The sequence below is a fragment of the Oscillibacter sp. PEA192 genome (assembly GCF_003574015.1).
Taxonomy (GTDB): domain Bacteria; phylum Bacillota; class Clostridia; order Oscillospirales; family Oscillospiraceae; genus Oscillibacter; species Oscillibacter welbionis.
In genome coordinates, this window is sequence record NZ_AP018532.1 from 228313 (window position 1) to 251902 (window position 23590).

Annotated in this window: 16 protein-coding genes; 10 read left to right on the forward strand and 6 right to left on the reverse strand. The window is 61.8% G+C overall.

The features are described from left to right. Positions 1–24: 24 nt before the first annotated feature. Positions 25–2979: an S-layer homology domain-containing protein gene (locus DN611_RS01060; RefSeq protein ID WP_119310444.1), complete on the reverse strand. Its 2955-nt coding sequence runs from the start codon at positions 2977–2979 to the stop codon at positions 25–27. 282 nt (positions 2980–3261) lie between these two features. On the opposite strand from DN611_RS01060, the gene prfB reads away from it, so the two are divergent. Next, positions 3262–4386: a peptide chain release factor 2 gene (prfB, locus tag DN611_RS01065; protein ID WP_021751408.1), complete on the forward strand. Its 1125-nt coding sequence runs from the start codon at positions 3262–3264 to the stop codon at positions 4384–4386. 132 nt (positions 4387–4518) lie between these two features. Then, on the forward strand, positions 4519–5910 hold the full coding sequence (locus DN611_RS01070) for an MATE family efflux transporter (protein WP_036631364.1): 1392 nt from the start codon (positions 4519–4521) through the stop codon (positions 5908–5910). A gap of 51 nt (positions 5911–5961) precedes the next feature. On the opposite strand, the gene DN611_RS01075 is transcribed toward DN611_RS01070, so the two are convergent. The 5 genes from DN611_RS01075 to DN611_RS01095 form a co-directional block, all read right to left on the reverse strand. Beyond that, entirely contained in the window at positions 5962–6663 is a 702-nt protein-coding gene (locus tag DN611_RS01075) for a M23 family metallopeptidase (protein WP_119310445.1), read from the reverse strand. A gap of 108 nt (positions 6664–6771) precedes the next feature. Then, positions 6772–8289 (reverse strand): 2,3-bisphosphoglycerate-independent phosphoglycerate mutase, encoded by a 1518-nt coding sequence (gpmI, locus tag DN611_RS01080; protein WP_021748679.1) that lies wholly within the window; start codon positions 8287–8289, stop codon positions 6772–6774. Between the two features lie 47 nt (positions 8290–8336). Next, positions 8337–9110, reverse strand: coding sequence for a triose-phosphate isomerase (gene tpiA, locus DN611_RS01085; protein WP_021748680.1), 774 nt, complete (start codon positions 9108–9110; stop codon positions 8337–8339). A gap of 446 nt (positions 9111–9556) precedes the next feature. Continuing rightward, the gene (locus DN611_RS01090) at positions 9557–10750 is read right to left on the reverse strand and encodes a phosphoglycerate kinase (RefSeq protein WP_119310446.1); all 1194 of its coding nucleotides are present in this window, start codon (positions 10748–10750) and stop codon (positions 9557–9559) included. A gap of 227 nt (positions 10751–10977) precedes the next feature. Then, the gene (locus DN611_RS01095; protein WP_119310447.1) at positions 10978–11469 is read right to left on the reverse strand and encodes a tRNA (cytidine(34)-2'-O)-methyltransferase; all 492 of its coding nucleotides are present in this window, start codon (positions 11467–11469) and stop codon (positions 10978–10980) included. Positions 11470–11783: 314 nt separating this feature from the next. On the opposite strand from DN611_RS01095, the gene DN611_RS01100 reads away from it, so the two are divergent. The 8 genes from DN611_RS01100 to DN611_RS01135 all read left to right on the forward strand — a co-directional run bounded on the left by DN611_RS01100 (position 11784) and on the right by DN611_RS01135 (position 23590). Beyond that, positions 11784–12911, forward strand: coding sequence for a glucosamine-1-phosphate N-acetyltransferase (locus DN611_RS01100; RefSeq protein ID WP_025545410.1), 1128 nt, complete (start codon positions 11784–11786; stop codon positions 12909–12911). 73 nt (positions 12912–12984) lie between these two features. Further along, a complete protein-coding gene (locus DN611_RS01105; RefSeq protein ID WP_021748686.1) occupies positions 12985–13944 on the forward strand; it encodes a ribose-phosphate pyrophosphokinase in 960 nt (319 codons plus the stop codon). A 102-nt stretch (positions 13945–14046) separates the two neighbouring features. Beyond that, positions 14047–14634, forward strand: a complete 588-nt coding sequence (pth, locus tag DN611_RS01110; protein ID WP_021748687.1) for an aminoacyl-tRNA hydrolase — start codon at positions 14047–14049, stop codon at positions 14632–14634. Between the two features lie 268 nt (positions 14635–14902). Beyond that, a complete protein-coding gene (gene mfd / locus DN611_RS01115; RefSeq protein WP_119310448.1) occupies positions 14903–18427 on the forward strand; it encodes a transcription-repair coupling factor in 3525 nt (1174 codons plus the stop codon). Positions 18428–18542: 115 nt separating this feature from the next. Further along, entirely contained in the window at positions 18543–19622 is a 1080-nt protein-coding gene (locus DN611_RS01120; protein ID WP_119310449.1) for a peptidylprolyl isomerase, read from the forward strand. A gap of 292 nt (positions 19623–19914) precedes the next feature. After that, a complete protein-coding gene (locus DN611_RS01125) occupies positions 19915–21171 on the forward strand; it encodes an acetyl-CoA C-acetyltransferase (RefSeq protein ID WP_021751364.1) in 1257 nt (418 codons plus the stop codon). Positions 21172–21882: 711 nt separating this feature from the next. After that, positions 21883–22704 carry a ParA family protein gene (locus tag DN611_RS01130; protein WP_002569249.1) on the forward strand — a complete coding sequence of 274 codons (822 nt, stop codon included), beginning with the start codon at positions 21883–21885 and terminating at the stop codon, positions 22702–22704. Continuing rightward, positions 22661–23590, forward strand: a complete 930-nt coding sequence (locus DN611_RS01135) for a ParB/RepB/Spo0J family partition protein (protein WP_009298709.1) — start codon at positions 22661–22663, stop codon at positions 23588–23590. The genes DN611_RS01130 and DN611_RS01135 overlap by 44 nt, the downstream gene beginning before the upstream one ends.

Here is a 23590-nt window from a genome sequence, read left to right on the forward strand (position 1 = left end):
GCGGTCCGCTGTTGTTTTCCCGGTTTACTGGGCTTGCTCCATCCGCCAGACGATGGCGGAGATCTGGCCCCGGGTCAGAGTGTTGTAGGGCTTGAAGGTGCTGGTGCCGTTGCTGAAGTAGCCCTCCACGATGCCTGCGGCATTCAGCGCCTGGACATAGGGGTCCGTGGTGTCGGTGAAGGGACGGACGCTGGACAGGTTGCTGATACTGAGGCCCATGGCCTTGGCCGCGATCTGGCTGACCGCCAGCCGGGTGATGGGGGCGTTCAGGTTCACGCTGCCGGACACCAGCCCGTCCGCCTGCGCCCGGGCCAGATAGCCGCTGAACACGTTGGAGTTCACCGGCTTCTGCTCGTCATAGCCAGCGGCCAGCATGATGAGCTTCAGCGCCGCGCCGTAGGTCACCTGGTTGTCGGGCTTGAAGGTGCCGTCGCTGTATCCGTCGATCACGTCGGCGTCGCTGAGCTCCAGTACATATTTATAGCACCAGGTGGAGGAGGTGATATCAGAGAAGTCCTCCATAGCGCTGACAATGCCCAGGCAAAGCTTGCCGCTGGCAATGGGATCGCCGCTGCTGTTGCAGGCCACATAGGGGATTTCCACAGATCCGGTGAAGCCGCTGGCCGGCACGAACCGCAGCTGGCTGATCCGCTCGCTGCCGCTGGAGTAGCCGTACAGGGTCTCGGTGTCCGCCCGCTTGGAGGTGCCGCTGCCCACGTAGATGACACCCTCGTTGGTGGCGGGCAGTTCCAGCAGCTGGATGCTGGCCAGACCCAGGCCGCTGGACTGGGCCACCGCCGTGTAGATGGAGGCAGCGGGGAAGGTGACGGCCGTGTTTCTGGGCGTGGGGCCGTAAACGTCGGGCACCTCGCTGAGGTTCACGCTGATGAGGATGGTGCCGGACACAGAACGGCTGCCGGAGCCGTAAGCGGTGAAGGGGATCTGGGCGCAGTAGTTGACGCCGCTGGGTATGTATGTCAGCTCGCTGAGGGCGTGCTGGCTGCTGGAGGGACTGAAGTAGAAATCTATGTCGTCGCAGTTGTCGTCGGTGATGCGCAGGCTGCTGGAGCTGCCGTAGCTGCTGGTACCGTAGTAGTTGTAGTACAGGCTGCCGTAAGTGGGCGCATCTTTAAAGGTGACATACTGCAGGGTATAGCCGGGGTAGCTCTCCTCAAAGAACCGGGCGATGTCGTTGGCGTTGATCTGCACTCGGCCGCTGTAATCCGTATAATAGCGGATATCGCCGCCCTCTGCGGCCACGCCGGTTCCCCCCACATCGCCGATGGCGATGGCCACGGTGCCGTAGGCCTTGTCGCCGTCCTCACCGTAGGCAGTGAAGTCCAGCTCCACCACCTTGCCGTCGGCGTCCCTGTCCGCCACAAAGGTCAGGTCATCCAGGGTGAAGTCCTCGTCGTAGAACAGGTCCTTGCTGTCGTAGTAGAAATAACCGTCGTCCAGGTCGCTCTCGTCAAAGTACGTCCGGTCATCATCGTAGTCGTAGCTGTACAGCTCGCCCCAGTCGTCCAGTCCGTCGGCGTCGGTGAACCGTACATACTCCAGATCGTCCCCGGTCTCGTCATCCAGGAAATCCCAGAAGTCGTCCCGGTCAAAGGTCACGCTGTCGTCGGGATCCACCTCGTAAATGATGTCGCCCTTCACCTTGGTGCCGGTGCTGCTGCCCTTGCCGATCTCAATGGTGAGGGTGGCGGAGATCTTGTCGCCTTTCACGCCGCGCATGGTGACGTCAAAGGTCAGGGTGTCTTCATCGGCATTCCGGTCCGCCGCAAAGGTCAGCGTGTCCAGCTCGAAGTCATAGTCGTCCCAGATATCGTCCTCATCATAGTAAAACACGGCGTCGTCCAGGTCACTGTCGTTCAGCTCGTAATCCCGGGTGTAGTCGTCGGAATCGTATCCGTCGGCGTAGAAACAGCCGTAATCGTCAAAGTCGTCATAGTCGGTGAACTCCACGTATTCCAGTTCGTCGTAATCCGACTCGTCGTAGAAGAAATCGTAGAAATCCTCCGCGTCCAGCGTCACATCGTCGTCCGGGTCCACCTGATAGGTCAGGTCGCCCTTGCTGCTGGTGCCGCTGCCCTTGCCGACCTCGATGTACAGAGTGCCATATACCTTGTCACCGTCCACGCCGTGCATGGTGAAGTCAAAGGCCAGGGTGTCCGCGTCGGCGTTCCGGTCGGCGTAGAACGTCAGCGTGTCCAGTTCAAAGTCATAGTCGTACCAGACGTCGTTCTCGTCGTAATAGAACATGGCATCGTCCAGATCGCTGTCATTGAGCTCATAGTCCGGGATATAGTCATCGCTGTCGTATCCGTCTGCACCGAAATATCCGAAGTCATCGAAATCATCGTAGCTGGTGAACTCCACATACTCCAGCTCGTCATAGCGGCCGTCTTCCTCGTCGAAGAGGTCCCAGAAATCCTCGGCGTCCACCGTCACATCGTCACCGGGGTCCACCTTGTAGGTCAGCTCCACGTCGCCGGAGCCGGAGCGGGAGCCACCCTCCACATCAATGCGGACCGTTGCATAGAATGACCCTTCGTCGCCGTACAGCCTGACATCAAAATCCAGTGTGTCGCTGTCGATGTTGTCATAGGTCTCAAACCGCAGCGTGTCCAGGTCGATGTCGTAATCGTCCGCATCAGCACGGTCATAGTAGAATTCGTAGTTCTCCAGCGCCTTGGAATCCACGTCGTCGAACCCGTAACGGTCAAAGTCCTCGAAGGTGAAATAGCCGTAATCGTCAAAGTCATCATAATCGGTGAATTCCACGTATTCAAGGTATCCGCCGTTGTCGTCCTCATAGATTTCCTGAAAGTCATCCGCATCCAGCCAGACGCCGCTGTCCTCGTCCACATCGTACGTCAGATCCGCCGAGGCCGCAGACGCCATGGGAACGGTTCCGGCCAGCAGCGCCAGCGCCAGCAGACACGCCGGGAGCTTTTTCTTCCAAAATGTTTTCATAGTCCTCTTTCCTCCATCATATTCCAAAAGGCTTGCTTCCAGCTTCTATCTCTCTACATGTAACATACCGGGAAAGTGCCCGGCAATCATGAACAAATTATGAACTTTTCGCCATTCGGGAAAAAAGATTCCGGTCCGGCCGCATCCTGGAAAACGAAATTGTCCCCTGAAATACACAGACGGCCCGGGATTTTCCGTTTTTTTACGGGTTTTTCTTTACAAACAAACGTTCCTCCGATATAATACTATGGCTAATGAAATTTGAGGAAGTGGAGAGAGCACATGGCTTTGATCGAATACGACGAATATAAGCAGAGGCTCCGGGACCTGGGGCCCGAGCTGGAGAAGCTCTCCGCCGCGCTGGACATGGACAGCGCCCGCGCGGAGGCCCGAAAGCTGGAGGACGAGACCGCCCAGGACGGCTTCTGGAACGACCTGGAGCGATCCCAGAAGGTGCAGCAGCGCCTCAAGCAGCTGCAGAACAAGATCGCCCGCCAGGACAAGCTGGTGACCGAGTGGCAGGATCTGACGGCCCTGTGCGAGATGGGCCAGGAGGCGGAGGATGAGGAGCTGCTGGAAGAGCTGAAGTCCGGTTTCCAGACCCTGGAGGAGAAGATCGAGGAGTCCCGGATGGCCACGCTCCTCTCTGGGGAGTACGACGGCCACAGCGCCATCCTGACCTTCCATGCCGGCGCCGGCGGCACCGAGGCCCAGGACTGGGCCCAGATGCTCTACCGGATGTACACCCGCTGGACGGAGCGCCACGACTTCACCTATCAGATCCTGGACTATGAGGACGGCGACGAGGCGGGCATCAAATCCGCGTCCATCGCCATCCAGGGGGACAACGCCTACGGCCTTTTGAAGAGTGAGAACGGCGTCCACCGGCTGGTCCGGGTGTCTCCCTTTGATGCCAACGCCCGCCGGCAGACCAGCTTTGCCGCGGTGGAGGTCATGCCCGAGATCGAGGATGACGACGAGGTGGAGATCCGGGAGGAGGACATTGAGATGCAGGTCTACCGGGCCAGCGGCGCCGGCGGCCAGCACGTGAACAAGACCTCATCCGCCGTGCGCCTCATCCACAAGCCCACGGGCATCGTGGTGGCCAGCCAGCAGGAGCGCAGCCAGTTTCAGAACAAGGACAACTGCATGAAGATGCTGCGGGCCAAGCTGGTGGAGCTGAAGCAGCAGCAGCACGCGGAGAAGATCTCCGACATCAAGGGCGTGCAGATGAAGATCGAGTGGGGCAGCCAGATCCGCTCCTACGTGTTCATGCCCTACCAGATGGTGAAGGACACCCGCACCGGCTATGAGACCGGCAACATCGACAACGTTATGGACGGCGATCTGGACGGCTTCATCAACGCGTATCTCACTCAGCTGGCCACCGGTGAGCTGAAAAAATAAATCGTCCACGCATCCTTCCGGATGCCCGGCTTTCCGGAGCCGCAACCTAATAGAGAAATCAAAATATGAGACGTGGCGCGGGGTGGTCCCCGTGTCACGTCTCTCTGAATGAGAAAGGATGTTGGAATTTCCATGGCAGAAAAATTCCCCCAGGGCGCGGCGCCCCAGGAGAACAAGATGGGCGTGCTGCCCATCGGACGGCTGCTGACCAACATGGCGGTCCCCATGATGATCTCCATGCTGGTCCAGGCCTGCTACAATGTGGTGGACAGCGTGTTCGTGGCACAGATCAGCGAGGATGCCCTGAATGCCGTGTCCCTGGCCTTCCCCCTGCAGAACCTGATGATCGCCTTCGGCGCAGGCACCGCTGTGGGCATCAACGCGCTCCTCTCCCGGTCCCTGGGAGAGAAGAATCAGGCCATGGCGGACCGGGCTGCCAACACGGGCATCTTTCTGGCCCTGTGCAATTTCGCGCTATTCGCCCTGATCGGCATCTTCTTCTCCCGGACCTTCTTTGAGCTGCAGGCCGGGGGAGAACAGGTGATTATCGACTACGGCGTGGATTACGCCTCCATCTGCCTGGGCTGCTCCATCGGTATTTTCAGCCAGTTCTGCTTTGAGCGGTTGCTGCAGTCCACCGGCCGCACGTTCCTGGCCATGTGCACCCAGCTTACCGGCGCCCTCATCAACATCGTGCTGGACCCCATCCTGATCTTCGGCTGGTTCGGCCTGCCCCGGATGGAGGTGGCCGGCGCCGCCATTGCCACGGTGGCAGGGCAGATTGTGGCTGCCGCCGCTGCCCTGGTGCTGAACCTCAAATGCAATCCGGACATCCACATCCTGCCCCGGGAGATCCGCTGGCACGGCAAGGTGGCGGCGGAGATCTACCGGGTGGGCTTCCCCTCCATCGTCATGCAGTCCATCGGCTCCGCGATGGTGTTCGGCATGAACAAGATCCTCTTCTCCTTCACCAAGACGGCCACCGCCGTGTTCGGCGCATACTTCAAGCTTCAGAGCTTCGTCTTCATGCCGGTGTTCGGCCTGAACAACGGCATGGTGCCCATCGTCAGCTATAACTACGGCGCCGCCAGCCTGCCCCGGGTGAAGCGGACCATCAAGCTGACCATCTGCACCGCCATGGCCATCATGGCTGTGGGATGCCTGATTTTCCAGCTCTTCCCCCAGCAGCTGCTGATGTTCTTCAACGCCTCGGAGGAGATGCTCTCCATCGGCTCCGTGGCTCTGCGGATCATCTCCGTGTCCTTCGTGCTGGCGGGCTTCGACATCATTGCCGGTTCCGTGTGTCAGGCTATCGGCAACCCGCTGTACAGTCTGATTACCTCTGTGTGCCGCCAGCTGGTGGTGCTGCTGCCGGTGGCATGGCTGTTGTCCCACACCGGCGTCCTGACGCTGGTGTGGCTGGCCTTCCCCATCTCCGAACTGGTGTCCCTGGTACTGAGCGCTATCTTCCTGCGCCGGACCATGCGGGCCGTTGCCGAGCGGATCGGCAGCCGGGCGGCCTGACTCCAGAGAAAACAGCGGCGGAACGGCAAAGGCCGTTCCGCCGCTGCTGCGTCAGCTGTTGAGAAATGCGTCCGGGTCCACAGCTTCCCCATCCTTTGCAACGGAGAAGTGCAGGTGGGCGCCCTGGGCGGCCTCCGCCGCGGCGGTGGTTCCCACTGCGCCGATGGTCTGCCCGGCGGACACCGTGTCGCCCGTCTCCACGGCGGGCTCCGCCTGGAGATTGGCATAGGTGGTCTCATAGCCGCCGCTGTGCTGGATCACCACGGTGGTGCCCATCAGGGGATCGTCGGTGATGGAGGAGACCGTCCCGGCGCAGGCGGCCAGGACGGCATCGCCTTCCGCCGCGGCGATATCCACCCCGTCGTGGGTCCGCCAGTCGTCCAGCGTCTCATTGTACAGCAGCTGGTCCACGGAGAATGCCGTCAGCACCTCTCCCTGGATGGGCAGGACCACCACATGGGGCTCCTCTGCCACCACGGGCGTGTCATCCACCGGGATGGTCACCTCCGGCATGACGACGGGCTCCGTCTCCTCCTCCGGTTCCTCCGGAGGCACGGTCTCCACCACCGGTTCGTGCTCCGGCAGGTCCTCCACCGGTGCGGAGGCTGCCGTGTCCGGGCCGGTGGGCGCTTCCGTCTGGGCCGGTTCCCCAAACAGCAGAAAGTAGCCGCCCACGCCCACCGCCAGGACGCACAGGGCTAGGACCGCGTAAAAGCCTGGCCCGCCCAGCAGGGATTTGACTTTATTTGCCATGTATCATACCTCCCTCGATCTTGGGTCTGAGGGAAGTATGGGCAGGATTTCCAGGAATTATACAAAAAGAGACCGCTTTCCAGCGGTCTCTTTTCTCTCAGAAATTGGTCACTTCACGATCAGCGTCTTGCCGTCCATCTCCTCTGGACAGGCCAGGCCCATCACGTCCAGCATGGTGGGGGCGATGTCCGCCAAGCGGCCATTGGGGCGCAGTTCGGTCCCCGCGCCGCAGAGAATGAAAGGCACGGGATTGGTGGTATGGGCGGTCATAGGGCTGCCATCCGGCTCCGCCATCTGCTCGGCGTTGCCGTGGTCGGCGGTGATCATGGCGATGCCGCCCATCTTCAGTGTGGCGTCCACCACCCGGCCCACGCAGCTGTCTACGGTCTCCACGGCCTTCACCGCCGCGTCATAGACGCCGGTGTGGCCCACCATGTCGCAGTTGGCAAAGTTCAGAATGATCACGTCATAGGCGCCGGACTCAATGCGCTCCACGCACTTGTCCGTCACCTCCGCCGCGCTCATCTCCGGCTGCTTGTCGTAGGTGGCCACCTTGGGGGAGGGCACCAGTACCCGGTCCTCACCGGGAAAGACAGTCTCGGACCCGCCGTTGAAGAAGAAGGTCACATGGGCGTACTTCTCCGTCTCCGCGATCCGCAGCTGGGTCATGCCCATCTGGCTGAGATACTCCCCCAGGCCATTGCGCACCGTCACCCGGGGGAAGGCCACCTCCACATTGGGCATGGAGGCGTCGTACTCTGTGTTGCACACGAAGGTCACGGGGAAAAACTGGCGGGTGAAGCCGTCGAACTCCGGGTCCACCAGGGTCCGGGTGATCTCCCGGGCCCGGTCGGGCCGGAAGTTGAAGAAGATCACGCTGTCATTGTCGGAGATGGTGCCCTCGGCATCACAGACCACGGGTTCCACGAATTCGTCGGTGACGCCCCGGTCATAGGACTCCCGTACCGCGGCCACCGGGTCTGGATTCTGCACGGCGCCCTCGCCGTACACCATGGCGTCGTAAGCCGCCTCCACCCGGTCCCAGCGCTTGTCCCGGTCCATGGCATAGTACCGGCCCATGACCGTGGCGATCTTGCCCACGCCGATCTCCCGGCACTGTGCCACGGTCTGCGCCACAAAGTCTGCGCCGGAGGTGGGGGATACGTCCCGCCCATCCAGAAAGGCGTGGAGATACACATGCTCCAGGCCCCTTCGCTTCGCCAGCCGCAGCAGGGCGAACAGGTGCTCCAGGTGGGAGTGGACGCCGCCGTCGGACAGCAGGCCCATCAGGTGCAGGGACGTGCCCTTCTCCAGGCAGGCGTCCATGGCGTGCCGGTAGGCGGGATTTTCATCAAAGCTCCCGTCGGCAATGGCTTTGGTGATCCGGGGCAGGTCCTGGAACACCACCCGGCCGGCGCCGATGTTGGTGTGGCCCACCTCGCTGTTGCCCATCTGCCCGTCCGGCAGGCCCACGTCCAGGCCGGAGGCCCGGAGCGTGGTGTGGGCATACTCCCGGAAAAACTGGTCCAGCCGGGGCGTGGCGGCGGCGCGGATGGCGTTGCCCTCCGTCTCCTGCCGCAGGCCGAAGCCGTCCATGATGATGAGGGTTGTTGGTGTTTTGTTCATTGAAATCTCGTCTCGCTCGCTTTCTCACAAAACCGCTCTGCCGGAGCTCACTCCTGGTTGGCTGCGTTGATGATGTCCACGAACTGGTCGGGCTTCAGGGCGGCACCGCCGATCAGGCCGCCGTCGATGTCCGGCTGGGCCAGCAGCTCCGCCGCGTTCTTGGGGTTCATGGAGCCGCCGTACTGGATGGTGACGCTGCGGGCCACCCGGGCGCCGTACAGGCTGCGGATGGTGGCACGGATGTTGGTGCAGACCTCGCCGGCCTGCTCGGCAGTTGCGGTCTTGCCGGTACCGATGGCCCAGATGGGCTCATAGGCGATGATGCAGCGGCGCAGCTTGTCGGCGGGCACGCCGTACAGGGCGCTCTTCACCTGAAGGGCAATCCACTCGTCGGTGATGCCGGTCTCCCGCTGCTCCAGGCTCTCGCCCACGCAGATGATGGGGTTCATGCCGGCGTTCAGCACGGCGTGGACCTTCTTGTTGACGGTGGTATCGGTCTCGCAGAAATACTGCCGCCGCTCGCTGTGGCCCACGATGACGTACTTCACGCCCAGATCCTTCAGCATGTCGGCGGAGATCTCGCCGGTGTAAGCGCCCTTCTCCTCAAAGTACACGTTCTCGGCGCCCACGGAGATCCGCAGGTCCTTGAACGCCTTGGCGGCGGTCTGAATGTTGCAGGCAGGGACACAGATCAGGGTGTCGCACCACTTGGCCCGGGGCATGATCTTCTTCAGTTCCTCGGCGAATTTCTTCGTCTCAGTGGCGGTCATGTTCATTTTCCAGTTTCCGGCGATAACCGTTTTGCGATATCTGCGATTCATGGTGATCTCTTCTCCTTTATGTCTTCATCTATCCGCAATCGCGTTCTCCGCGATCTGATGCGCAGGTTTTGGCCGTTTCCAGGGCATTTTCCCCGAAAGGCCCTTTTTTTTATACAGAATTCCAGCCCGTTTGTCAAGTCAAATGAAGCGCGTTTGGGGACGGATTCGGCGCGGCCGCCGCAAGCGGCCGCAACATTCAAATTCATTTTCGCCTCAGGGCGTGCGTGGCGAAAATACTTTGCCTCAGCCGCCCTGGGCGGTGTCACCAGTCCGCAGATTGGTGAGGAGGAATGTAAAGGGGGGACACAGTCCCCCTCTTTAAGCATCCGGGAGGCAGGCCACGCGGGGCAGCTCTTTGCCCTCCAAAAATTCCAGCGGCGCGATTGACGGCTCCGGGAGGAACCGGGAAACGCAATGCCGCAACGGTGGATCGGCGGCACAGCAGCTTACTGATCAAGGAGGCAGGCCACGCCGGGCAGTTCCTTACCCTCCAGGAATTCCAGGGAGGCCCCGCCGCCGGTGGAGATGTGGGTCATCTTGTCGGCGTAGCCCAGCTGCTCCACAGCCGCCGCGCTGTCGCCGCCGCCGATGATGGTGATGGCGTCCGTACGGCTCAGGGCCTCGGCCACAGCCTCAGTGCCCTTGGCGAAGGCCGGGAACTCAAAGACGCCCATGGGGCCGTTCCAGATGACGGTGCCCGCGTCCGCCACGGCGCCGCAGTACAGCTTCACCGTCTCCGGACCGATATCCAGGCCCTGCCAGCCGTCGGGGATCTCCCCGGCCTTCACCACCTGACTCTTGGCGTCGGGGGCGAAGGCGTCCGCGCAGACGGTGTCCACCGGCAGCAGCAGCTTTACGCCCTTCTCCTTTGCCTTCTCCACCATCTCATTGGCGTAGCTCTCCCAGTCGGCCTCCAGCAGGCTGTCGCCCACCTTGCCGCCCTGGGCGGCGGAGAACGTATAGGCCATGCCGCCGCCGATGATGATGGTATCGGCGATGTTCAGCAGGTTGTTGATGACGCCGATCTTGGAGGAGACCTTGCTGCCGCCTAAGATGGCCACCAGGGGCCGCTTGGGATCGGCGATGGCACCGCCCAGGAACTCCAGCTCCTTCTGGATCAGGAAGCCGGAGACGGCGGGCAGGTACGCCGCCACGCCGGCGGTGGAGGCGTGGGCCCGGTGCACGGCACCGAAGGCGTCGGACACATACAGATCCGCCATGTCGGCCAGCTTCCTGGCCAACTCCGGGTCGTTCTTGGTCTCGCCGGGCTCGAAGCGGGTGTTCTCCAGCAGCAGGATCTGTCCCGGCTGCAGGGCGGCCGCCTTGGTTTGGGCGTCGGGGCCCACTACGTCATGGGCGAAGATCACTTCCCGGCCCAGCAGCTCGCTGAGGCGCTTCGCCACCGGGGCTAGGCTCAGCTTGGGGTCGGGGCCGTTCTTGGGCTTGCCCAGGTGGGAGCAGGCGATGACCGCCGCCCCATTCTCCAGCAGATACTGGATGGTGGGCAGCGCCGCCACGATGCGCTTGTCGCTGGTGATGGCGCCGGTCTCTTTGTCCTGGGGGACGTTGAAGTCGCAGCGGAGCAGGACCTTTTTGCCCCGTACCTCCACATCCCGGACCGTCTTTTTATGGGTATTCATCTGAGATGTCCTCCTATCTGATCTCGTTCCATTGGATTCCTCATGATTCATTCCAACGCAGCCGAAGCCGCAGAGGCGTTCGGCGGCGGTGTCAGCGCGTTCAGGGACTAGTATGGACCGAAGGATGGAAATTCACCCCCGGCCGCCCCCCCTGCAATGCAAGGCCGCTCCGCGCCCTGCAAAAGCAGCCGGGCCTCCCCAGCGGAATCGGCGCCGCCCGGCGGGGCTCAGCCCCAGGCCATCTCGCCGGTTCCCAGCAGGCCCGGAAACCCGTTCTGCCGCAGCGCCTCGTAGACGCAGACGGCCACGGTGTTGCTCAGGTTCAGGCTGCGGGCCTCGCTGACCATGGGCAGGCGGACGCAGCGGTCCCGGTACCGCTCCCGGAGAGCCAGAGGCAGCCCGGCGGTCTCCTTGCCGAAGAACAGCCAGCTGTCGGCGGTGAACCGGGCCTCCTGATAGGACCGGGGCGCCTTGGTGGTGGTGAGCCACAGGTCCCGCTCCGCCTCGGGGCGGCGGCGGAAAAAGTCCTCCAGATTCTCGTAATCAAAAACCTCCACCAGGTTCCAGTAGTCCAGGCCAGCGCGGCGGACGGCCTTCTCCGAGATGTCGAAGCCCAGGGGGCGGATCAGGTGCAGCTGGCTGCCGGTGGCGGCGCAGGTGCGGGCGACATTGCCGCAGTTCTGTGGGATCTCCGGCTCCACCAGTACGATATGAAGCATAGACAGCTGTCCCCCTCTTTTCATGCAGTCAAAACACATTGTACCGCGTCGCCCCGGCAAATTCAACTGTAATGTGTGAAGAAAACCGGATTTTTAGAAAAAATCACGACAAATCCAGCTGGATTTCTGCAAAATGCCGGAAATGACAGAAGGAGGGGGCGCCGCAGGAGCGGATCTGTTGTCTCCCACAAAAAAACGTCCCTGTACAAGAAAAATCTGGAGGAAATTTCTTTTATAAATTCGCCGGAAATACTGGATTTTCCCAAGATATTTGTTATAATAAAAAATACGAACGAACAAGGAGGAGAAAACCCATGGATTTTCCGCAGCGCGCCGTGTTTTTTCTGGAAGAGGACTCCTCCCTCCCGGCGCACTCCAAACCGCTGATGCTGGAAGCCGTGTTATTTTGCCCGATCCTAAAATGGATGAGTGACAAGCTGTTGGCCGACGGCGTGCAGCGGTTTTTTGCTGTCTCCAGCCCCCGCTTTGCCCAGGAGGTCCGCGCCTGCTTCCCGGAGGACGCAGACGTGACCATCTCTGAGCAACACAGCGAGCTGCTGGACTTTTTGAACACGCCGGACCCGGTGGCCGTGTTTGTCCGGGCCGCCCTTCCCATGGAGGAGGCGGGCCCCGGCTTTGTCTACGGCGCCGCCGGCTACGAGCTCCAGGCGGTCTGGCAGGAGAAGATGACCAATGCCGTCTCCGCGGCGGAGCTGATCCCCGGCTGGGTGCCGGTTTTCAGTCTGGAGACCGTGGCCGAGCTGGAGCCCCTGCTCCGGGAGCGGATCGTCCGGCGGCACATCCGCGCCGGCGTCCGGGTGCTGGACCCGAACGCGGTGTATATCGACCCCCGGGTCACCATCGGCCGAGGGACCATGCTCCTGCCCGGCACCATCCTGCGGGGGGAGACCGCCGTCGGCTGCAGCTGCACCATCGGTCCCAATGCCGTGGTGCGGGATTGCGTCATCGGCGATGAGACAGAGATCAATGCCTCCCAGGTGAACGAGAGCACCATCGGCAGCCGCACCCACGTGGGGCCCTTTGCCTACGTGCGCCCCGGCTGCGCCATCGGGGACGACATCAAGGTGGGTGACTTTGTGGAGGTGAAGAACTCCGCCATCGGTGACGGCACCAAAATCTCCCACCTGACCTATGTGGGGGACAGCGACGTGGGCCGCAAGGTCAACTTCGGCTGCGGCACCGTCACCACCAACTATGACGGCGTGAAGAAGTACCGCTGCACCATTGAGGACGGCGCCTTCATCGGCTGCAACACCAATCTGGTGGCGCCGGTGACTGTGGGCGCGGGTTCCTATATCGCGGCGGGTGCCACCATCACCAAGGATGTGCCCGCGGACGCGCTGGCCGTGGCCAGGGCCAAGCAGGAGAACAAGGAGGGGTGGGCCAAACGGCGGCGGAAGCTGTACGGGCAGGAGCACTGATGCTCCTTCGGCTGATCGATCCTACTGACAGAAACCAAGAACATTCAGAACATAGAAAGAGGGCGTTCAAACAATGATTTCTCACGGCAAGGACATCAAGGTGTTTTCCGGCAACGCGAATCCGAAGCTGGCGGAGGAGATCTGCAAGTTGATGGGAACCAAACTGGGCGAGGCGGAGGTCGGTACCTTCTCCGACGGGGAGATTTTCGTCTCCCTGTACGAGACGGTCCGCGGCAGCGACGTGTTCGTGGTCCAGTCCACCTGCACCCCGGTGAACAACAATCTCATGGAGCTGCTCATCATGATCGACGCGCTGAAGCGCGCCTCCGCCGGCCGCATCACCGCGGTCATCCCCTACTACGGCTATGCCCGGCAGGACCGCAAGGCCAAGGCCCGTGACCCCATCACCGCCAAGCTGGTGGCCAACATGCTCACCGCCGCGGGCGCGGACCGGGTGCTGACCATGGACCTGCACGCCTCCCAGATCCAGGGCTTCTTCGACATTCCTGTGGACAATCTGGCGGGCAACCCCATCTTTGTGGACTACTACGCCAAGAAGTACGGCTCCGAGTGCGAGAACATGATGGTGGTCTCTCCCGACGTGGGCTCTGTGTCCCGGGCCCGGGCCTTTGCCCAGAAGCTGCACATGAATCTGGCCATCGTGGACAAGCGCCGGCAGAAGGCCAACAGCTGCGAGGTCATGAACGTCATCGGCGACGTGCGGGACAAGGACTGCATCCTCTTCGACGACATGGTGGACACCGGCGGCAGCCTGTGCAACGCCGCCAAGGCCCTGATCGAGGTGGGCGGCGCCAAGAGCGTCCAGGCCTGCGCCTCCCACGGCGTGCTCTCCGGCCCGGCCATTGACCGGATCAACGACAGCGTCATCACCGAGCTGGCCCTGCTGGACACCATCCCCGCCATTGATCCCAAAAAGAGCAGCAAGATCAAATACCTGCAGGTGGCCCCCATGTTTGCAGAGGCCATCGAGCGTATCTACCAGGAGATCTCCATCTCCAAGCTGTTCCGCTGAGAAGCGGCGGAGCTCCGGCATTTCTGCGTATCAATAATGGACTGGTCAAGGCGGGGAAGGGAACTTTCCCGCCTTGGCTGACGTTGCAAAGGAGTTTTTTTCATGCTGTTAGGCGCCAAATCCGCCGCCGTGGACTGGCTGGTGGTGGGCCTGGGAAATCCCGGGGCCAAGTATGAGCACACCCGCCACAACATGGGCTTTCTCACCGTGGACCTGCTGGCGGAGCAGGCGGGGGTGAAGCTGAACAAGGTCAAGTTCAAATCCGCCTATAACATCATCCCCTTCGCCGGGGCCAAGTGCCTGGTGATGAAGCCCCAGACGTATATGAACCTCTCCGGCGAGGCGGTGCGGGAGGCGGTGCAGTTCTACAAGATCCCTGCCGACCACGTGCTGGTGATCTATGACGATGTGTCATTGCCGGTGGGGAAGCTGCGGGTGCGGCCCACCGGCTCCGCCGGGGGGCACAACGGCATCAAGAACATCATTGCCCACCTGGGGACCCAGGACTTCCCCCGGATCAAGATCGGCACCGGCGCGCCGGGCGAAGGGGGCGACATGATCGACTGGGTCATCGGCGTGCCCTCCCAGGCGGAGCGGAAGGTGTTGGTGGAGAGCTTCCGCCGGGCCATCGACGCGGCGGAATGTATCATTGAACATGGCTGTCAGAAGGCCATGAATGACTTCAATTGAATGAGGGCCGTCCAATGGGGCGGCTCGCCGCGCCTCTTTTTGCCGCCGGGCATGGCGCCCGGTAAAGGGGAATACACTAAGGACGGATCCATTTTCCCGGATCGTGCCGGTGGATATGACCTGGGTGGGAGAATCATGTCCATCCGCTTTACAGCCCCTGCCTCCAAACAGGCGCCGGGCGGAGAACGCCCACCGGGCCATGCGCCCGGAAGCAGCCCGGCGCCCAGAGAGTCTTCCCAATTTTTCATGTTGACAAGGACCACATCCTATGGAACAGTTTCTGAGACAATTGCAGACTATCCCCGAGGCGGCGGAGCTGATCCGCCGGGTGGAGGAGGGCGGCTGTCCCGCGGCGGTCAGCGGCCTCCAGCCGGTGCAGCGGGCCTGCGTGGGCGCGGCGGTGGCGGCAGCCTGCGGCCGTCCGGCGGTGTTCCTCTGCGGGGACGAGCGGGAGGTCCAGGTCCTCTCCGCTGATCTGGAGACCCTGACGGGCCGCCGCCCCGTGACCCTGCTGGGCCGGGAGTGGCAGTTCCGCCCCGGGGCCGTGGGTTCTCGGGACTGGGAGCGGAGCCGTCTGGCGGCGCTGTACGCCCTGGCCCAGGGGGACGCGCCGGTGGTGGTGGCCACCGCGGACGGCCTCATGGCCCGGACCCTGCCGCCGGAGACCCTGCGATCCCTGGCCATCACCCTGGAGGTGGGGGGGCAGGCAGAGCTGGGCGCGCTGGCGGAGCAACTGCTCTCCGCCGGGTATACCCGTTGTGAGCAGGTGGAGGGCGTGGGCCAGTTCGCCCTGCGGGGCGGCATTCTGGACGTGTTCTCTCCCCTGATGGACCAGCCGGTGCGGTGCGAGTTTTTTGACGATGAGATCGACTCCATGGGCGCCTTCGACCCCGGCACCCAGCGGCGGACCCGGAACGTGTCCTCCGCCCGGATCCTGCCGGCGGCGGAGGTGCTGCCCCACTGCGCCCCCGGAGGCCTGCCCGGTCTTGCGGACCAGCTGACCGCCCTGGCGGAGAAGCTGGCGAAAAAGCAGAAGACGGAGGCCATCGTCCAGACGTTGCGGGAGGACGCGGAGCGGCTGCGCAGCGGCGCGGCCCCGGGGGCGGCGGACCGGTATCTGGCAGCCATCTATCCGACTGTCACCGCCGGGGTCCACTACCTGCCTCCGGACGCGGTGGTGTTCCTCAGTGAGAGCGGCCGGGTGGACGAGCGGGTGAAGAACACGGTCCTCCAGCAGAAGCAGGACGTGGAGGCGCTGCTGTCCGCCGGGGTGCTGGCGGGGGAGTACGCCCATCTGACCCTCACCGCCGAGGAACTGTACGCCGCGCTGGAGGACTTCCCCGTGATCCTGGAGGACTCTCTGCCCACCTCCCGGCACCCCCTGCGGCCCCGGGGCCTCCTGACCATGAATGCCAAACAGCTCAGCTCCTACGGCGGCAGCCTGGAGACCGCCGTCACGGATCTGGAGCACTACCGCTCCTCCGGCAGCGCGGTGCTGGTGCTCTGCGGTGGGGAGACCCGGGCGAAGAATCTCCACCGGCTGCTGGAGGAGAAGGGCATCCCGGCCACCCTGGATCTAAGCGGCGCCGCCATGCCTGCGGCGGGGGAGGTGCGCCTCTCCCTGGGGGCCCTGTCCGCTGGCAGCGAGTGGCCGGCGCTGAAGCTGGCGGTGCTGACAGAGGGCCAGCTGACGGCCCCGGCCATGCGCAAGCGCCAGCGGGTGAAGAAGGACTCCAACCGGCAGAAGCTCCAGTCCTACACCGACCTGTCCCCCGGAGACCTGGTGGTCCATGAGCACCACGGCGTGGGCCGGTTCGTGGGCATCCAGCGGATGCCGGTGGACGGCGTGGAGAAGGACTACATCAAGATCGACTACGCCGGCGGGGACTGCCTGTACGTCCCCGTGACCCAGCTGGATCTGGTGAGCAAGTACATCGGCGGAGGCGAGGACACCGAGCGCACCAAGCTCAATAAGCTGGGGGGCGCCGAGTGGACCCGGCAGAAAACCAAGGCCAAGAAGGCCGCCAAGGATCTGGCCAGGGGCCTCATCGCGCTGTATGCCGAGCGGCAGAAGCGGCCGGGCTTCGCCTTCTCCCCGGACTCCCCCTGGCAGCGGGAATTTGAGGAGTCCTTTGACTACACCGAAACCGACGACCAGCTGCGGTGCATCGCGGAGATCAAGGCGGACATGGAGAAGCCACGGCCTATGGACCGGCTGCTATGCGGCGACGTGGGCTACGGCAAGACGGAGGTGGCACTCCGGGCCGTGATGAAGTGCATCCTGGACGGGAAACAGGCCGCCATCCTGGTGCCTACCACCGTCCTGGCCCAGCAGCATTACGCCACCGCTGTCAGCCGGTTCCGGGACTTTCCGGTGAAGATCGAGGTGCTGTCCCGCTTCACCCCCGCCAGGGAGCAGAAGCGGATCCTGGAGGCCGCCAAAAACGGCGGCGTGGACCTGCTGATCGGCACGCACAAGCTGCTGCAGAAGAGCATGGCGTTCAAAGACCTGGGCCTGCTGGTGATCGACGAGGAACAGCGGTTCGGCGTCACCCACAAGGAGCGGCTGAAGGAGATGAGCCGCCAGGTGGACGTGCTGACCCTCTCCGCCACTCCGATCCCCCGGACGCTGAACATGGCACTTTCGGGCCTGCGGGACATGTCCACCCTGGAGGAGCCCCCGGCGGACCGGCAGCCGGTGCAGACCTATGTGCTGGAGCACGACTGGGCCATCATTGAGGATGCCGTCCGCCGGGAGCTGGGCCGGGGCGGCCAGGTATACTACCTCCACAACCGGGTGGAGAGCATCGACGCCACCGCCGCCCGGCTCCAGAAGATGCTGGGGCCGGAGGTCCGTATCGTCACCGGCCACGGGAAGATGACGGAGCAGGAGCTGTCCTCCGTCATGCAGGCCATGGTGGACGGGGAGGCGGACATCCTGGTCTGCACCACCATCATCGAGACCGGCATCGACATCCCCAACGTGAACACGCTCATCATCGAGGACGCGGACAAGATGGGGCTGGCCCAGCTCCACCAGATCCGGGGCCGCATCGGCCGCAGCGCCCGGCGGGCCTACGCCTATCTCACCTACCGCCGGGGCAAGGTGCTGCAGGAGACCGCCGCCAAGCGGTTGGCGGCCATCCGGGAGTATGTGGAGTTCGGCTCTGGCTTCAAGATCGCCATGCGGGACCTGGAGATCCGGGGCGCGGGGAACCTGCTGGGGCCGGAGCAGTCTGGGTATCTCATGAGCGTAGGCTACGACCTGTACCTGAAGCTGCTGGAGGAGGCCGTCCTGGAGGAGCGTGGCGAGGAGAAGCGGATCGAGACGGAGTGTGCCGCCGACCTGACGGTGAACGCCCATATCCCGGACCGGTACGTCCCCTCGGCGGAACAGCGGATGGACCTGTACCGCCGCATCGCCGCCATCCGCACGGACGAGGACGCCTCGGATCTGCTGGACGAGATGCTGGACCGCTACGGCGAGGCGCCCAAGTCCGTTCTGGCCCTGCTGGACGTGGCCCTGCTGCGTTCTGCCGCGGCCAAGGCCGGCGTGTCCGATATCTCCCAGAAGGGCAGCCTCCTGCGGCTGCAGCTGGGAGTGTTCCACCCACAGGCCCTGGTGGCGGTGTGCGGCCACGCCAAGTACCGCCAGCGGCTGACGCTGGCGGCGGGGGAGATCCCTGCCCTCACCCTGAAGCTCAAGCCCGGGGAGGATGTGCTGGAGGCCGCCCGGGACCTGGTGGAGGACCTGAAGCTGGCCGCGGAGGAGGCCGCGGGCGGGACCCCGTAAGTTTCATCATGTTTTTGCCATGCCCCGCATAGGATGGTGGCGGTGGGACGTCCCCCGCCTGTCCTGTGCGGGGCGTTTCCACGGAATCTGCGAGGAATGACAAAGGAGAACCGTGATGAAACGATGCATCGCTTTTTGCCTGGCCCTGGGGGCCGCCATCTCTCTCACCGCCTGCGGGGGCGGAGACACAGAGGGGGGACTTCTCTGCGAGGCGTCCGGCATCCGTCCGGACACTGTGCTGCTGTCCGTGGACGGGCGGGACGTGTCCGCCCAGCGATACCTCTACTGGCTGGCCTACGCCTGCGACTACATTGCCGACTACTACGACAGCGGGGAGGGGATCCAGTGGGGGGACACTGTCTCCGGCCAGAGCCTGGAGGATTACGCCAAGGACCAGGCGCTGCAGAACGCCGCCCTGTACGCCACAGTGGAGACCTGGGCGGAGGATTACGGCTGCACCCTCACCGACGAGGACCGGACTGCCATGGACCGGGAGTGGGCGGCCCGGGCGGCCCAGTACGGCGGGGAGGAGGCCTATCTGGCCGTGCTGGCCCGCATGGGGCTGGACCGGGCGGAAGCGGAGGCCATCTCCGGGGACTACTATCTCTACGAGCACCTGTACGACCTCTACTGCACGGAGGGCAGCGAGCTGGCCCCCGCGGAGCATGACCTGGAGACCTTTGCCCAGGAGCAGGGCTACCTCACCGTGGACCACATCTGGCTCTCCACCGCCGCCGCGGACCCGGCGGACGCGGAGGCCGTGGCCGCCTGCCGGGCCAGGGCGGAGGAGGCCTTTTCCAAGCTGAACGGCAGCGCGGACCCTGCCCATGACTTTGCTGTCCTGGCCGCCACTTACAGCGATGAGACGGACCGGGACCAGCATCCGTCCGGATACACCTTCACTGTGGGGGACGGCACGCTGCCCGCCGCCTGCGAGGAGGCGGCCCAGGCCCTGGAGGAGGGCCAGTTCAGCGGCGTGGTGGAGGCGGATGACGGCTTCTACCTGATTCTGCGCAAGCACGTGGACCTGGAGGCCGTGGCCCCGGACTACTTCGACGCCCTGCTCCAGGCTGCGGCGGACAGCGCGGACATCTCCACCACCCGCACCTATGCGGACCTGGATGTGAGCCGGTTTTACGACGAGCTCATCGCCGCCCGGGCGGAGCTGGATGCCTCCGGCGGAGAGGTTGCCTGATGGGTGTTTGTGCCAATTTTGGCAAAATGACGAAATTCGCAGAGGTTTTGATAAAGTTTTAACAAATTTTCGAATTTCACAGAAATTTGCATTGACGGGGCAGGAAAAACCCAGTATAATCAAATCAGCAAGCGGTTGGTGTATGAGCATTTGTCAAAAATTTGGCAATCATGTTTTTCTTTTGACAAACTCTCGCCGCCACCCTCAACTTGTGATTGGCGTCTGCGGCAGCGCCTGACGAAGAGCCGTCGGAGCTGCCAATCCCATATTTTTATAAAAACGGAGGAAGATCATGAAAGAGCTCTATGTTGTGAATTGCTGCAGAACCGCGATTGGTTCCTTCGGCGGCGCGCTGAAGAACACCCCTGCCGTCGATCTGGGTGCCATCGTCATCAAAGAGGCTCTGAACCGTGCCGGCGTGAAGCCCGAGCAGGTGGATGAGGTCATGTTTGGCTGCATCCTGACCGCCGCCCAGGGCCAGAACGTGGCCCGCCAGGCCTCCATCAAGGCCGGCATCCCCTATTCCGTCCCCGCTTACACCGTGGGCATGGTCTGCGGCTCCGGCATGAAGTCCATGATCGAGGGCGCCCGCTCCATCCTGGCCGGCGACGCCGACGTGGTTGTCTGCGGCGGCACTGAGAACATGAGCGCCGCTCCCTACGCCGTTCCCACCGGCCGCTACGGCGCCCGGATGGGTCACACCCAGATGATCGACACCATGATCAAGGACGGCCTGTGGGACGCCTACAACAACTATCACATGGGCACCACCGCTGAGAACATCGCGGACATCTGGGGCATCACCCGCAAGGAGATGGACGAGTTCGCCGCCTCCTCCCAGCAGAAGACCGAGGCCGCCCAGAAGGCTGGCAAGTTCGAGGCTGAGATCGTCCCCGTGCCCGTGAAGGTCAAGAAGGACATCGTGGAGTTCAAGGTGGACGAGTTCCCCCGTGCCGGCGTGACCGCCGAGGGCATCTCCAAGCTGAAGGGCGCCTTCCCCGTGGGCCCCGAGTCCCCCAATCCCCAGGTGGTCCACACCTTTGAGCCCACCGGCATCCAGGAGACCGACGACAAGGGTCAGCAGCGCGTGACTGCCGCCAACGCCTCCGGCATCAACGACGGCGCCGCCGCACTGGTGCTGGCCTCCGGTGAGGCTGTGGAGAAGTACGGCCTGAAGCCCATGGCCAAGCTGATCGGCTGGGGCCAGGGCGGCGTGGATCCCAAGATCATGGGCGTCGGCCCCGTGCCCGCCTCCCGTCAGGCCATGACCAAGGCCGGCGTGACCATCGACGATATCGACCTGGTGGAGGCCAACGAGGCGTTCGCCGCCCAGTCCATCGCCGTGGCCCGTGAGCTGGGCTTTGACATGAGCAAGGTCAACGTCAACGGCGGCGCCATCTCCCTGGGCCACCCCGTCGGCGCGTCCGGTGCCCGGATCATCGTGACCCTGCTGCACGAGATGCAGAAGCGGCCCGAGGCCAAGAAGGGCCTGGCTACTCTGTGCATCGGCGGCGGCATGGGCGTTGCCACCGTGTTCGAGAAGTGCTGAATTGATCTTCCGGCAGAGCACCGTCTCCGCTGGATGTGAAAAGGCGTCCCCGGCCATTAGCCGGGGGCGCCTCTTTTTTTGTGCCGGGAAGCGGCGTGCCGCAGGGCCGCCATCCAGCAGAACGGCAGGAGGACGAGGGTATAAAAGCGCCTGGAGGCGGCCTGAGAGGATGCCCCAGCAGTTTGCGGATCGCACATCAGCCGGAGTTTTTGCAGGGACCGCGCTATGAAAGGCACCTGGCAGCCGCTGGAATGCGGTGGAACGGATAAGAAGGCCGCTGTAAGCCGAAAACTGGCTTACAGCGGCTGACTTGGCACCCCTGACCAGACTCTAACTGGTGGCCTACCGCTTAGGAGATGGACCCAGTGCATATATTCCCTATCAACAGGGATAAAGAAAATGCAGTTATATCAAGGCTTTTCTCCATGTTCTCTATAAACCTTGTACAAGCAAAATCAAGCAAAAACAAAGGATTTTAGCCCCCTATTGTTTGCACTCTGTTTGCAAAGGCGCGAAATTTGGCGTTAGCCAAAAGTTCAATTCCCGTCGAGACTTAATTATATTCATGGTATCGTGGACATAGTTTACCATACATAGAGGTTCATTACAAGAGGTATTGAGCCAGTGAAAGTGCCTGTTTTATCTTTCTCAGGAAAGGTAAAGCAGGCACTTTTTTTCATATCTAAACTTAGAAAGAAATGAGGTGAAATCATGAATACACAGATTATTGCCATAGCCAACCAAAAAGGTGGTGTCGGCAAAACAACCACTTGTGCCAATCTTGGAATTGGTCTGGCGCAGTCCGGGAAGAAAGTCCTTCTGATTGACGGAGACCCACAGGGAAGCCTGACCATCAGCTTGGGCAATCCTCAGCCTGATAAGCTGCCCTTTACACTGTCAGACGCTATGGGCCGTATTTTGATGGATGAACCAATTCGTCCCGGCGAGGGTATCCTGCACCACCCTGAGGGCGTAGACCTGATGCCTGCGGACATCCAGCTATCTGGTATGGAGGTATCTCTGGTAAACGCTATGAGCCGAGAAACCATTCTGCGACAATATCTGGACACGCTGAAGGGGCAATACTCCCATATCCTTATTGATTGCCAGCCCTCCCTGGGTATGCTTACGGTCAATGCACTGGCTGCCGCTAATAGGGTTATAATCCCCGTCCAGGCAGAGTATCTTCCAGCTAAAGGTTTGGAGCAGCTCTTGCAAACTATCAATAAGGTTCGCAGACAAATCAATCCCAAGCTGCAAATTGATGGGATTCTGCTGACGATGGTAGACAGCCGAACCAATTTTGCCAAAGAAATCTCCGCTCTTCTGCGCGAAACCTATGGCAGTAAGATCAAGGTGTTTACATCAGAAATTCCTCATTCTGTCAGGGCTAAAGAAATCAGTGCTGAAGGAAAAAGCATTTATGCCCATGATCCTAATGGCAAAGTGGCTGAGGGCTACAAAAATCTGACGAAGGAGGTATTGAAACTTGAAAAGCAGCGCGAAAAAAATAGAGCTGGCCTCAGTAGATGACCTGTTTTCTACAGAAGAAAGTCGGCAAGACGAGCAACTGGAAAAAATTCAGGAAATTCCCCTATCTGAACTGCATCCGTTCAAGGATCACCCCTTCAAGGTCAAGGATGATGATGCAATGATAGAAACCGCAGACAGCATCAAAAAGTATGGTGTGTTGGTTCCTGCGATTGCCAGACCACTGCCTGATGGCGGTTATGAGCTGGTAGCCGGTCACAGACGCCGCAGAGCCAGCGAATTGGCCGGAAAAGAAACCATGCCTGTCATTGTGCGCGACTTGGATGACGATGCTGCCACAATTATTATGGTTGACAGCAATTTGCAGCGAGAAAATCTGCTCCCCAGTGAAAGGGCCTTTGCCTACAAAATGAAGCTGGAAGCCATTAAACATCAAGGAGCAAGAACAGACCTGACTTCTGTTCAAGTTGAACAGAAGTTGAGTGCCAGAGACCAGGTGGCAAAAGAAGCCGGTGAACGAAGCGGTATCCAGGTAATGCGATATGTTCGTTTGACTGAACTGATTCCAGAGCTTTTGGATATGGTGGATGAAAAGAAAATCGCATTTAACCCAGCCTATGAACTCTCTTTTTTGAAAACGGACGAACAGCAAATGCTGGTGGAAACAATGGACTATGAGCAGGCTACCCCTTCTCTCTCTCAGGCTCAGCGAATGAAAAAGTTCAGCCAGGAAGGGAAATTGTCAGAAGATGTGATGCTTGCCATCATGTCAGAGGAAAAAAAGGCTGATCTGGATAAAGTGACCTTGAGCAGCGATACCTTGCGAAAGTATTTCCCCAAAAGCTATACACCGGCCAAAATGCAGGAAACCATTATTAAACTGCTGGAACAATGGCAGAAAAAACGCCAACGAGATCAGGAACGATGA